Annotated in this window: 10 protein-coding genes; 6 read left to right on the top strand and 4 right to left on the bottom strand. The window is 67.3% G+C overall.

What is annotated here, in order from left to right; translation table 11 throughout:
- Positions 1 to 61: 61 nt before the first annotated feature.
- The gene (locus tag U1769_RS14615) at positions 62 to 907 is read right to left on the bottom strand and encodes an aspartyl/asparaginyl beta-hydroxylase domain-containing protein (RefSeq protein WP_332717307.1); all 846 of its coding nucleotides are present in this window, start codon (positions 905 to 907) and stop codon (positions 62 to 64) included.
- Between the two features lie 201 nt (positions 908 to 1,108).
- Between U1769_RS14615 and U1769_RS14610 the strand changes: the two genes are divergently transcribed.
- Complete coding sequence (locus U1769_RS14610; RefSeq protein ID WP_332717304.1) at positions 1,109 to 4,006, top strand: M16 family metallopeptidase; 2,898 nt, start codon at positions 1,109 to 1,111, stop codon at positions 4,004 to 4,006.
- Positions 4,007 to 4,149: 143 nt separating this feature from the next.
- Here the strand turns inward: U1769_RS14610 and U1769_RS14605 are convergent, their stop codons facing one another.
- Genes U1769_RS14605 through U1769_RS14595 form a run of 3 tightly spaced genes read right to left on the bottom strand, consistent with a single transcriptional unit; the run spans position 4,150 to position 8,723 of the window.
- On the bottom strand, positions 4,150 to 5,934 hold the full coding sequence (locus tag U1769_RS14605) for an AMP-dependent synthetase/ligase (RefSeq protein WP_332717302.1): 1,785 nt from the start codon (positions 5,932 to 5,934) through the stop codon (positions 4,150 to 4,152).
- A 45-nt stretch (positions 5,935 to 5,979) separates the two neighbouring features.
- Positions 5,980 to 7,644: a gamma-glutamyltransferase gene (gene ggt, locus U1769_RS14600; protein ID WP_332717300.1), complete on the bottom strand. Its 1,665-nt coding sequence runs from the start codon at positions 7,642 to 7,644 to the stop codon at positions 5,980 to 5,982.
- Positions 7,645 to 7,676: 32 nt separating this feature from the next.
- Positions 7,677 to 8,723 carry a quinone-dependent dihydroorotate dehydrogenase gene (locus tag U1769_RS14595; protein ID WP_332717297.1) on the bottom strand — a complete coding sequence of 349 codons (1,047 nt, stop codon included), beginning with the start codon at positions 8,721 to 8,723 and terminating at the stop codon, positions 7,677 to 7,679.
- Positions 8,724 to 8,998: 275 nt separating this feature from the next.
- Between U1769_RS14595 and U1769_RS14590 the strand changes: the two genes are divergently transcribed.
- The 5 genes from U1769_RS14590 to sufC all read left to right on the top strand — a co-directional run bounded on the left by U1769_RS14590 (position 8,999) and on the right by sufC (position 12,938).
- Positions 8,999 to 9,859: a helix-turn-helix domain-containing protein gene (locus U1769_RS14590; RefSeq protein ID WP_332717295.1), complete on the top strand. Its 861-nt coding sequence runs from the start codon at positions 8,999 to 9,001 to the stop codon at positions 9,857 to 9,859.
- 107 nt (positions 9,860 to 9,966) lie between these two features.
- The gene (locus U1769_RS14585) at positions 9,967 to 10,428 is read left to right on the top strand and encodes an SUF system Fe-S cluster assembly regulator (RefSeq protein WP_332717292.1); all 462 of its coding nucleotides are present in this window, start codon (positions 9,967 to 9,969) and stop codon (positions 10,426 to 10,428) included.
- A gap of 1 nt (position 10,429) precedes the next feature.
- The gene (sufB, locus tag U1769_RS14580; RefSeq protein WP_332717291.1) at positions 10,430 to 11,893 is read left to right on the top strand and encodes a Fe-S cluster assembly protein SufB; all 1,464 of its coding nucleotides are present in this window, start codon (positions 10,430 to 10,432) and stop codon (positions 11,891 to 11,893) included.
- Positions 11,893 to 12,195, top strand: a complete 303-nt coding sequence (locus tag U1769_RS14575; protein ID WP_332717288.1) for a hypothetical protein — start codon at positions 11,893 to 11,895, stop codon at positions 12,193 to 12,195. The genes sufB and U1769_RS14575 overlap by 1 nt, the downstream gene beginning before the upstream one ends.
- Positions 12,195 to 12,938, top strand: a complete 744-nt coding sequence (gene sufC, locus U1769_RS14570; RefSeq protein WP_332717285.1) for a Fe-S cluster assembly ATPase SufC — start codon at positions 12,195 to 12,197, stop codon at positions 12,936 to 12,938. Before U1769_RS14575 ends, sufC begins: the two co-directional genes overlap by 1 nt.
- Position 12,939 lies beyond the last annotated feature (1 nt).

The following is a 12,939-nucleotide window of genomic DNA, read 5'->3' as shown; positions in this document are numbered from 1 at the left end:
GGGCTTCTAATCCCTCCCCTTCTAATTCCTCCCCGTTCCGGGGAGGAATTAGCGGGAGGAACTACACATCCAGCTGCTTCACCGCTTCGTTCCATGTCTGGATATTGTTCCGCGCCTCCTGAACGAAGGCGGAGCGGCGCACGACGCCGAGGAACAGGTCGGCGACCCATTTGCCCGGGCGGCGCAGCGGGCGTTCGAACTGGATGAGCAGCACCACGCGGGTGCCGGCCGTGTCGTTCCACACTTCGTGATCATAGGTGTCGTCGAACACCAGGGTCTCGCCCTCGGCCCAGCGCACGGTGCGCTCGCCCACGCGCATGCGCACGTCGCCGTCGCGCGGCACGATAAGGCCGAGATGGCAGGTGATCAGCCCCTTGGTCACGCCGCGATGCGCCGGAATGTGCGTGCCCGGCGCGAGGATCGAGAAGAAGGCGCTGTTGAGCCGCGGGATGCGCGCGACGATCGCCGCCGTCTTCGGGCATTGCGCGAGATTGTCGTGGATCGGGTAGCTGTAGCCCCACAGGAAAAAGGAGCGCCACATGTTGGGCGCGGCGATCGCGCGGTGATCGGGCGAGATGGTGGCGAGGCTGGGCGAGGCCTCGCCGGGCAGCGCGGCGGCGATCGCCTCGTCGCGGATATCCCGCCAGTGCGCGCGCAGCAGCGCCGTCCAGGCAAAGGTGCGCACGTCGATCACCGGCTCGTTGGGGACGAGCGACGAGGACGCGATCAGCCGGTCGAACAGGCCGCGGAAATGCTTGCCCCATTTGATGATCAGCGGGCGGTTGCGATCGGCCGACAAAGCGGGACGGGCGGCAACGCCGTCACCGCCGGGAATCCGGCCGCTGCTCGCGGGCCTGCCCGATTCGCGCCACAAAGCGGCCCCGCCCGATTCCATACTGACGCCCATACGCTACGCACCCGCTCGCGATGCGCCGGCCCGGAAAAGCCGCACTCGCACCCGCCGTCGTCCCGCCCTGACGATGGGACAGCCGAGTCGTTAACCGCTGTCTTGGTCCAAAACGTGGCGATGGCGTGGAGTTTCACGGCAGGTTCATCTAATCGACACCAACGCTGGCGGCGGCCGGACAAGGCCGTTAGGATCGTCACCATGCACTTTACCCCGCGCGCGCTGCGCCTTTCGCTCATCGCTTCGCTGCTGCTCGGCCTCGCGCCGACGGTCAGCGGCCAGACCGTCCCGGCGACCGCCCCCGCGTCCGGCTCCAACATCGCGAACCGCGATCCGTGGCTCTACAAGGGCAGCGACATCATTCCCGACGCCGCCTGGCGCTTCGGTACGCTGACCAACGGCCTGCGTTACGCGGTGCGCAAGAACGGCGTGCCGCCGGGCCAGGTCTCGGTGCGGGTGCGGATCGACGCGGGCTCGCTGATGGAGACGGACGACGAGCTCGGCTATGCCCATCTGATCGAGCATCTCTCGTTCCGCGGCTCAGAATTCGTGCCCGACGGCGAGACCAAGCGCGTGTGGCAGCGCTTCGGCGCGACCTTCGGCTCGGACAGCAACGCCCAGACCACGCCGACTCAGACGGTCTACAAGCTCGACCTGCCGAGCGCGACCGAGGCCTCGCTCGACGAGAGCCTGAAGATCCTGGCCGGCATGGTCAGCAAGCCCAACATCACGCAGGCTGCGCTTGCCGCCGAGCGACCCGCGGTGCTCGCGGAGCAGCGCGAGCAGCCCGGCCCGCAGGTGCGCCTGTCGGATGCGATGAACGCGCTGCTCTTCGCCGGCCAGCCCTTTGCCGACCGCTCGCCGATCGGGCACACCAAGACGCTGGAGGCCGCGACCTCGGCCACGGTCAAGGCGTTCCACGATCGCTGGTACCGGCCGGAGCGCGCCGTCGTCGTCGTCTCGGGCGATCTCGATCCGGCAGTGTTCGAACGGCTCGTCGCCAAATATTTCGGCGCATGGCGCGGCACCGGGGCTGCCCCGGCCGAGCCCGATTTCGGCGTGCCCGATGCGAGCAAGCCGACCACCCGCACGATCGTCGAGCCCGGCCTGCCGACCATGGCGATGATCGCCGTGCTGCGGCCGTGGAAATTCAACGCCGATACGGTGGTGTTCAACCAGAACCGGCTGGCCGACATCATTGCGACCGCCGTGATCAATCGCCGCCTGGAGACGCGCGCGCGGGCCGGGGGCAGCTATCTCTCCGCCCGGGTCGGCATCGACGATCCGGCGCGATCGGCCAATGTCACCTTCGTCCAGGTTGCGCCGGTCGGCGACGACTGGGAAGCGGCGATCAAGGACGTCCGCGCCGTGATCGCCGATGCCCAGGCGGCGGCGCCGTCCCAGGCCGAGATCGACCGCGAGCTGGCCGAGCAGGGCTCGGGCTACAAGACGATGGTCGATACCGCCCGGGCCGAGGCCGGCAGCAAGCTGGCCGACGACATGGTCCAGGCCGTCGACATCCGCGAGACCACGACCACAGCCGCCGTGATCCAGGACGTGTTCCTCGACGCGCGGCGCAAGGGCATGTTCTCCCCGGCACGCATCCTCGCATCGACGAAGCGCATCTTCAGCGGCGTCGCGACGCGCGCGATCGTCAACGCGACCAAGCCGGAAGACGATGCCGCGACCCGGCTCGCCGCGGCGCTCAACGCCGATGTGAAGGGGCTCGCCGGCGCGCGCACCACCCAAGCCGCAGTCGATTTCTCGAAGCTGCCCAAGCTCGGTCCGCCCGCCACCGTCGTCACCCGGCAGCGCATCGCCGAGTTCGACCTGGAGAAAGTGGTCTTCTCCAATGGCGTGCGGCTGATGGTCTATTCGACGCCGTCGGAGGATGACCGGGTTTATGTCCGCGTACGCTTCGGCGGCGGCTATAACGCGCTGCCGGCCGATCGCGAGACGCCGGCCTGGGCGGCCGATTTCGCGCTGATCGCCGGCGGCATCGGCAAGCTCAAGCAGGGCGATATCGACGCGATGGCCGCCGGGCGGCGCATCGGGCTCGATTTCGACGTCGACGACGATGCGTTCCAGCTCGCCGCGCTGACCTCGCCGCGCGACCTGTCCGACCAGCTCCGCCTGATGGCGGCCAAGCTCGCCGCACCGGCCTGGGACCCGAGTCCGCTCGCCCGCGCCAAGACGGCTGTGCTGGCCAATTATGCCGGGCTCGAATCGTCGCCTGACGGCGTGCTTGCGCGCGACCTGGACGGCCTGCTCCGCGCCGGCGATCCGCGCTGGGGCACGCCGAGCCGCGACGAGATCCGCAACACCACGCCCGAGGCGTTCCGCGCCCTGTGGGAACCGCTGCTGGCGACTGGCCCGATCGAAGTGCAGGTGTTCGGCGATATCGGCACCGAGGACGCGATCAAGGCCGTCGCGCGCAGCATCGGCGCGCTCAAGCCGCGCACGCCGTCCGCCGGACCGGTGCCGCCGGTGCGCTTCCCCGATCATGTCGCCACTCCGGTGGTGCGCACGCATGACGGCCCGGAGAACCAGGCGGCAGCGGTGATCGCCTGGCCGACCGGCGGCGGGATCGAAGGCATTTCGGACAGCCGCCGGCTCGACGTGCTTGCCGCGATCTTCAGCGACCGGCTGTTCGATCGCCTGCGCTCCGAGGCGGGAGCGAGCTACAGCCCGAGCGTCTCGAGCAACTGGCCGATCGGCCTGCCCGGCGGCGGGCGACTGATGGCGGTGGGTCAGGTGGCGCCCGTCAACCTGCCCCTGTTCTTCAAGCTCTCGCGCGAGATCGCGGCCGATCTGGTCGCCAACCCTGTCAGCGACGACGAGCTGAAGCGCACGACGGGGCCGATGGTGCAGGCGCTGATGCGGCAATCGACTGGCAACCAGTTCTGGATGATCCAGCTCGAAGGCGCGACCTATGATCCCCGCCGGATCGATGCCTTCCGCCGCGTCCTGAGCGACATCTCGGGCCTGACCGCGGCCGAGCTGCAGGAGACGGCCCGCAAATATCTGCGGCCCGACGCCGACTGGACGTTGGAGGTCGTGCCGAAATCCGTGGCGGGGACAGTGGCGGCGGCGAAATAATTCCCTCTCCCGGCGGAAGGGTGAGGGCGAGGGGTTGCGCTCAAGTCACCCTCATCCGGCGCTTCGCGCCACCTTCTCCCGAAGGGAGAAGGAGAGTGCCGTCGATTCAACAAACCGTCCCGCCATGCTGAAACACGGGTATGCTACCCCTTGTACAGCGCGTCCAGCCGGGGCCCGTACGCATCGCGCAGCACGTGCCGCCGGATCTTCAGCGAGGGTGTGAGCTGTTCGTTCTCAATCGTGAAATGCCCATCGGCCAGGATGAAGCGGCGCACGCGCTCGACCACCGACAGGTCCTTGTTCACGCGCTCCACCGCATGGCCGATCGCGGTGCGGAATTCGCTGTTCTGGGCGAGCCGCGCGAAATCGCAGGCGTCGCCGTTCTTCGCGCACCATTCCTGGGTCCATTCCGGATCGGGCACCAGCACCGCGACCATATAGGGCTTGCGGTCGCCATAGATCATCGCCTGGGCGATCTCGGGCTGCAGGGTCAGCATGCCCTCCACCTTTTGCGGGGCGACATTGTCGCCCTTGTCGTTGACGATGATGTCCTTCTTGCGGTCGGTGATCTTGATCCGGCCCTTGTCGTCGATCAGGCCGATATCGCCGGTGTGCAGCCAGCCATCCTTCAGCACGCGCGCCGTCTCGGCGTCGTTGCGCCAATAGCCGTGCATCACCAGCTCACCGCGCACCAGGATCTCGCCATCCTCGGCGATGCGCACTTCGGTATTGGCCAGTGGCGGGCCGACCGTATCCATGCGCAGCCCGGCCGAGGGGCGGTTGCACGAGATGACCGGTGCCGCCTCGGTCTGGCCATAGCCCTGCAGGAAGGTCAGCCCAAGCGACTGGAAGAAGATGCCGACTTCGGGCGTCAGCGGCGCGCCGCCCGAGACCATCGCCTTGATCCGCCCGCCGAAGCGCTTCTGGATCTTGGGCTTGAGCGTCGCCTTGAGGAGCAGGTTCATCGGCTGGTCGAACAGGCTCAGCCGGCCGTCATATTGCTTGGCGCCGATCGCCTGGGATCGTTCCAGCAGATAGCTGGCGAACTTGCCCTGCTTCTCGATCGTCTTGGAAATGCGCGTGCGCAGCACCTCGAACAGGCGCGGCACCACCACCATGATCGTCGGCCGCACTTCCTCGATATTGGAGGCGAGCTTGTCCAGCCCTTCGGCATAATAGATCTGCGCGCCGAGCCCGATCGGGAAATGCTGCCCGCCGGTATGCTCATAGGCGTGGGAGAGCGGCAGAAAGGACAGGAAGACCTCGTCGTCCCAGCCGAAATCCTCGCTGATCACGGTGCAGCAGCCATTGACGTTGTGCAGGATCGCGCCGTGGTGCTGCATCACGCCGCGGGGCGCGCCGCCGGTGCCGCTGGTGTAGATGATGCAGGCCGTGTCCTCGCGCGTCGCGGTGCTGACGATCGCCGCCGGATCGGTCGCATGGTCGGCGATCAGCCCGGACCAGCTATGCACCTCAAGCGTGCCGGGCTGAGTGACGCGGAGATCCTCGATGCCGATGATGATCTTGGCATTGTCCGCGCGGATCGCGGCGGGCAGCAACGTCCTGGCGAGCTTCGCGGTCGACACGATCACTGCCTTCGCGCCGGAATTCTCGATGATATGGGCGTGGTCGCGCTCGGTATTGGTGACATAGGTCGGCACGGTGATGCAGCCGGCCGCCATGATCGCGAGGTCGCTGATGCACCATTCGGGCCGGTTCTCGGAGACGAGCATCACCCGGTCCCCGGGCTCGAGCCCGATCGCCTTCAGCGCGGCGGCAAGGCTGGCGACCTTCGCCGCGGCCTCGGACCAGCTCATCGAGACCCAGGCGCTGCCGGCCTTATGCCACAGGAACGGCTGGTCGCCCTTCTCGCGCGCGCGCGCCAGGAACATGGCGACCAGGTTCGGAAAATGTTCGAGCGTCCGCATGGTCTCTCCCCGGGGAAAAGCGCGCCGTGTTCGGCTGCGCGGGTATCATTCGCTGAGCGCGGTGCCGACGCTGCGCGGATCGGCCGCGCCGATCCAGCCCGTCTTCGTGCGTTCGGCCGCATTCGCCTTGAGCCCGAGGCTCGAGACGACGACCTGATGGCCCAGCCGTTCGAGCGGAGCCGCCATCGGTTCGAGCGACGTGCCCTTTTCGAGGATCAACGTCCGGCCGCTGAAATAGATCAGTCCCTGCCCGATCGACTCCTTCGCGTTCATGCCCCAGTCGAGGTGCGCGATCAGCGCCTTGGCCACCTGCATGATGATCGTCTTGCCGCCGGCCGCGCCGACGGTGAAGATCGGCCTGCCCTTGCGGTCGTAGACTATCGTCGGCGCCATTGACGACAATGGCCGCTTGCCCGGCTCGACCCGGTTGGCCACCGGCGCGCCGTCCTTCTCCGGCGCGAAGGTGAAATCGGTCAGCTCGTTGTTGAGCACATAGCCATTGGCCAGTAGCTGGCTGCCGAACGGCCCTTCGACCGTGGAAGTCATGCCGGCGATGTCGCCGGCCTTGTCGACCGCGATGAAATGGGTGGTGCCGGGCACTTCGTTCTGCGCCGCGACCGTGCGCGCCTGTGCGCCGGGCGGCGTACCCGCCTCATAGACTGCCAGGGTCTTGTCGGGCGAGATCAGCCGCGATCGTGTGGCCAGATAGGCCGGATCGATCAGCCCCTTGACCGGCACCTGCACGAAATCGCTGTCGCCGAGATATTTGTCGCGATCGGCATAGGCCAGTTCCATCGCCTCGCCGATCAGATGCCAGGCGACCGGCGAGGTCGGCCCGAGCTTCTTCAGGTCGAAGCGCTCGAGCATGCCGAGGATGCCGAGCACCGTCACTGCGCCCGAGGAGGGCGGGCCCATGCCGCAGATCTTGTAGCTGCGGTAGAAACCGCAGACCGGCGCACGCTCCTTCGCCTGATAGGCCGTCAGATCGGCGAGCGTGATGTCGCTGGCGTTGACCGTCGTGCCGGTCGCGGCGGCGACGATCGCCTTCGCATTCTCGCCCGTATAAAATGCCTCGGGCCCCTCATCGGCGATCCGGCGCAGGATCGCGGCGAGCGCCGGGTTCTTCATCGTCGAGCCGAGCGCGGGTGCCTTGCCATCGACGCTGTACTGCTTCGCGATCTCCGGGAAATTGCCCCAGATCCGCGCCATGCCGGAAACGCGGTCGTTCAGCGGCTTGGTGACCTGATAGCCATTTTCGGCCAGCGTGATCGCGGGCGCGAACAGCGCCTTCCACGGCAGCTTGCCCCATTTGCGATGGGCCAGCGCCATCAGCCGGATATTGCCGGGCACGCCAATCGATCTGCCGCCCTGGAATGCCTGGCCGAAGGGCAGGGGCTGGCCGGCCGAATCGAGGAAGCGCTGCGGCGTCGCCGCGGCGGGGGCAGTCTCGCGGCCGTCGATCGTCTCCATCCGGCCGGTCTTGGCGTCGTGATGGACCAGGAAGCCGCCGCCGCCGATGCCGCTCGATTGCGGCTCGACCACCGTCAGCGCGAGCATGATCGCCATCGCCGCATCAGCCGCGCTGCCGCCCTCCCGCAGGATGGTCTGCCCTGCCTGGGTCGCGCGCGGATCGGCGGAGGTGACCATGCCCTGGGCGAAGGCGGCTGGGGATATGAGGAGGAGGACGAACGCGAGCAGGAGCTTCTTCATGGTGCCACGTGGTAGCGGGGGCGGGGGCTACGTCAACCGGCCCCGACCGCATCGGCGACATGGGTGAAGCCGTCCCGCGCGAGCAGCCGCGCAAGGCCGCGCGTGATCCGGCGCGGCAGGCCCGGCCCGGCATATACCAGCGCGCTGTAGAGCTGCACGAGGCTGGCCCCGGCGCGGATCCGGGCATAGGCCTCTTCGGCGCTGTCGATGCCGCCGACCGAGATCAGCGGCAGGGCGCCGCCGGTAGCCGTGCGGAAATCGGCGAGGCGCTGACGGGCGAGCGGGGCGAGCGGGGCGCCGGAGAGGCCGCCGGCCTCCCCCGCGTGCGGGGACTGCAGGCCGGGCCGCGCGATCGTCGTGTTGCTGACGATCAGGCCGTCGATGCGCTGCTCGATCGCGGTGCGCGCGATGGCGTCGATCGCCGCAGCGTCGAGATCCGGCGCGACCTTCAGGAACAGCGGCGTCGACCGCGTCGGCAGGCGCCGCGCGGCATCGGCCGCGGCGAGCAGCTCGGCCAGCGCCGCGCCGTGCTGCAGGTCGCGCAGGCCCGGCGTGTTGGGAGAGCTGATGTTGATCGTGACATAATCGGCGACCCGCGCCGCCCGGGCGACGCCGTGGCGGTAATCGGCGATGCGGTCGGCCGCGTCCTTGTTCGCGCCGACATTGATGCCGAGCACGCCGCGGCGCTTCGCGGCGATCGCGCGGGGCAGGGCGGCGTCGAGCCCGCCATTGTTGAAGCCCATGCGGTTGATCACTGCCCTGTCCTCCGTGAGCCGGAACAGGCGCGGGCGTGGGTTGCCGGACTGGGGCAGCGGGGTGAGCGTGCCGATCTCGACCGCGCCAAGGCCCAGGCCGAAGAATCCGTCGATCGCCCGGCCGTCCTTGTCGACCCCCGCGGCCAGGCCGACCGGATTGGCGAAGGCCAACCCGGCGACGACGGTGTGCAGGCGGGCTTCGTCCCGGCCCGCGGCGAAGGGTGTGCCCGCCCGGCCCCAGCTTTCGAGCAGCGCGATGGTCAGGCCGTGTGCGCGCTCGGCGTCGAAGGCGAACAGGGCGGGGCGGAGCAGCGGGAATATCATCGGGGCGCTTTGGCATCGCCGCGCGCGCGGGTCAAAAATCGCGCGGTTGCGACGGGCGTGCGACGAGTGCGACGGGGCTGCGACGAATATGACCATTTTGGCGCTTTCGTCCAATACAGCCGGGGTTGGGCCTGTTTTAAGCAACTTGCGACCCGAAGAGCTCCCAACAGGGGTCTCTTTCACTAGGGCCCGGCCGGCTTGCCGACCGGGCCCCCTTTTCTTCGGGGCCCCTGCGGTTTAGGTGTCGCTTCTGTACAAAAAAGGGGGCGCGGACATTGGCCGACATCCAGCTGGACTATAGCGTCCCGGCGGAAGACCTCGCCGAATACATCACCCTGTTCTATCATTTCCGCGCCGACGTCCCGATGTTCGAGGATACCGAGCGCGCGGATCATGCCCAGCTGCGCTTCCGTCTGTCGTCCGGCGCAACGGATTATTGCTTTCCCGACGGCACGCTCCAGCAGGATGTCGCCGACGTGCATGTCATCGGGCCGACCAGCGGCGCCATGCGGGTCCGCTGCGTGGGCCCGGTCTGGGTGCTCGGCATGGGTGTGACCGCGACCGGCTGGGCAGCGCTGATCGGCAACGACGCGTCGAGCATGCTCAACCGAGTCATCGATGCCGCCGACCTGTTCGGCGGACCCAGGCTGCGTGCCGCTGCGACTGCGATGCGCCGGGCGCCCGACATCGCCGCACGAGTGGCGATCGCCGAGGATCTGATCCGCGAGCTACTGCGCGGCTGCGACCGCGCGTCGACGGCCTTTGTCCAGAAGGTCGACGCCTGGCTCGCGGGAAGTCCCTCGCCCGAGATGGAGGACCTCGTCGCTGCAACCGACCTCTCGCGCCGCCAGGTCGAGCGCAAGTGCAAGGCGCTGTACGGTGCCCCGCCCAAGCTGCTGGCGCGGAAATACCGGGCATTGCGCGCGGCGGTGGCGCTCGTTGCGGAAAGCCAGACGGTCGACGATCTGATCGCGCGCGGCTTCTACGACCAGTCGCACCTGATCCGCGAGGTCAAGCAGTTCACCGGGCACACCCCGCGGCAGATCAAGGCGGAGCCGTCGCTGTTGTCGCAACTGACGATCGAGCGCCGCGTCGCGCTCGGCGGTCAGGTGAGCCCGCTGATCAGCGATACCTGATTTCTTTCCCCCCGCCAGGCTTGGGGAGGAACAGGCAAAACTTGATTGACCTCAAGCCTCCGCGCGCCCACATGCCCAATCGGAACGAATCAATCCGATTGGACTTCATGCGTCTTTCCAGCCTTGCCGACTATGCGGTCGTGATGATGTCCGCCGCCGCGCGCCATTGCGGCGGGCTGGCGCGGCTCAATGCGACCCTGCTCGCCGAGGAGACCGGCCTGCCGCTGCCGACGGTGCAGAAACTGGTCAGCCGCCTGTCCGCGGCCGGGCTGATCGAGAGCACGCGCGGCACTGGCGGCGGCTTTCGCCTTGCGCGGCCGGCGGCGGCGATCAGCCTTGCCGATATCGTTGAGGCGATCGAAGGGCCGATCGCGATGACGGCCTGTGTCGACAATGGCAGCCATGATTGCTGCATCGAGGAATCCTGCCGGGTGAAGCCGCACTGGAATGTCGTCAACGGCGCGGTGCGCGGCGCGCTGGCGGGCGTGAGCCTGGCCAGCCTGTCGGGCCTGCCCGCGGCGCCGTTCGTGCCGGGCAAAGTCGAGCATAGTTTGAGAGTAGAGGCGTAACATGGCCACCAAGAACGCCGAGGCCCATGCCGCCGCGAACAAGACCTACGAATGGGGCTTCCACTCGGACATCGAGCAGGAATTCGCGCCCAAGGGCCTGAGCGAGGACACGGTTCGCTTCATCTCGGCCAAGAAGAATGAGCCCGAATGGATGCTCGACTGGCGGCTCAAGGCCTATCGCCTGTGGCTGACGATGACGCCGCCCGACTGGGCCAAGCTCAACGTGCCCCCGATCGATTACCAGGACGCCTATTATTACGCCGAGCCCAAGGCCAAGCCGAAGATCGGCAGCCTTGACGAAGTCGATCCCGAGATCCTGCGCGTCTACGAGAAACTCGGCATCCCGATCGCCGAGCAGAAGATGCTGGCCGGCGTCGAGGGCGCGCGCAAGGTCGCGGTCGACGCGGTGTTCGACAGCGTCTCGGTCGCGACGACCTTCCGCAAGGAGCTCGAAGCCGCGGGCGTTATCTTCCGCTCGATCAGCGAGGCGATCCGCGAATATCCCGACATGGTGCGCAAGTGGCTCGGCAAAATCGTGCCGCAGCACGACAACTACTTTGCCGCGCTGAACTGCGCGGTCTTCTCCGACGGCACCTTCGTCTACATCCCGGAAGGGGTGCGCTGCCCGATGGAGCTGAGCACCTATTTCCGCATCAACGCGGAGAATACCGGCCAGTTCGAACGCACGCTGATCATCGCCGACAAGGGCTCCTATGTGAGCTATCTCGAAGGCTGCACCGCGCCGATGCGCGACGAGAACCAGCTCCACGCCGCCGTGGTTGAACTGGTCGCGCTCGACGATGCCGAGATCAAATATTCGACCGTGCAAAACTGGTATCCCGGCGACGAGAACGGCAAGGGCGGCATCTATAATTTCGTCACCAAGCGCGCTCTCTGCCAGGGCAGGAACAGCAAGGTCAGCTGGACCCAGGTCGAGACCGGCAGCGCGATCACCTGGAAATATCCCAGCTGCGTGCTCGCGGGCGAGAACAGCGTCGGTGAATTCTATTCGGTCGCGGTGACCAACAATCGCCAGCAGGCCGATACCGGCACCAAGATGATCCATCTCGGCAAGGGCAGCCGCTCGACCATCGTGTCGAAGGGCATCAGCGCCGGCCGCTCCGACAACACCTATCGCGGCCTGGTTCGCGTTGCCCCGACTGCGGAGGGCGTGCGCAACTTCACCCAGTGCGATTCGCTGCTGCTCGGCAGCGAATGCGGCGCGCATACCGTGCCCTATATCGAGGTGCGCAACCCGTCGGCGCAGATCGAACATGAGGCGACCACCTCCAAGATCAGCGAAGACCAGATGTTCTACGCCATGCAGCGCGGGCTCGATTCCGAGGCCGCGGTGGCGCTGATCGTCAACGGCTTCGCGCGAGAGGTCCTGCAGCAGCTGCCGATGGAATTCGCGGTCGAGGCGCAGAAGCTGCTGGGGATTTCGCTCGAGGGGAGCGTGGGGTGATGCTTCTGCTACCTCTGCTACTGCTGAGCCAGACAGGCGAGGCCGATTGCGCGGCCGAACTCAGGTTGGACGGGGTCGGCAAGCCGGCCGCCGTCCAAGTGGAAGCATATGCCGATTGTCTGAACGGCCACATGGGAACCGAGATCCAGCTTCGCTCCTCCTGCGAAGGGCCCCGGGGCATAGCCGCCGATTATCATGGGCCGGCCAAGGCGAAGGAACGCGTGGCGCTCGCCCTGCGATGGCTCGATTCGATGGTACGCGAACGAGCGGTCTGCGAAACACATCTGAAAGTCGGATCGTAATGCTGAAAATTGAAAACCTTCACGCCGAAATCGACGGCAAGGAAATCCTCAAGGGCCTCTCGCTTAGCGTGAACGCGGGCGAAGTGCATGCGATCATGGGGCCGAACGGCGCTGGCAAGTCGACGCTCGGCTATGTGCTCGGTGGGCGCCCCGGTTACGAGGTGACCTCGGGCACAGTCACGTTCGCGGGCGTGGATCTGCTGGAAATGGCCCCGCATGAGCGCGCCGCCGCCGGCCTGTTCCTCGGCTTCCAGTATCCGGTCGAGATTCCCGGCGTCTCCAACGTCCAGTTCCTGCGCGAGGCGCTCAACGCGCAGCGCAAGGTCCGAGGTGAAGCGCCGCTGTCGGGCGGCGAGTTTCTCAAGCTGGCGCGCGCTCAGGCCGACCTGCTGTCGATGGACCAGGAAATGCTCAAGCGTCCGGTCAATGTCGGCTTCTCCGGCGGCGAGAAGAAGCGCAACGAGATGGTGCAGATGGGCATCATTGCCCCGAAGCTCGCGATCCTCGACGAGACGGACAGCGGCCTCGACATCGACGCGCTCCGCGTCGTCGGTGACGGCATCAACCGCATCATGCGCGCGCCCGACAAGGCCGTGCTGCTGATCACCCATTACCAGCGGCTGCTCGATTATGTTCAGCCTGATTTCGTGCATGTGCTGGCCGATGGCCGGATCGTGCGCTCCGGCGGGCCGGAACTGGCGCATGAGCTCGAGCGCGAAGGTTACGGAGCGCTGGCGGCGTGAG

This window comes from Parasphingomonas zepuensis (assembly GCF_036663735.1).
Classification (GTDB): Bacteria; Pseudomonadota; Alphaproteobacteria; order Sphingomonadales; family Sphingomonadaceae; genus Sphingomonas.
The sequence above is the reverse complement of the archived record's forward strand: the minus strand, read 5'-3'. Positions and strand labels throughout refer to the sequence as shown.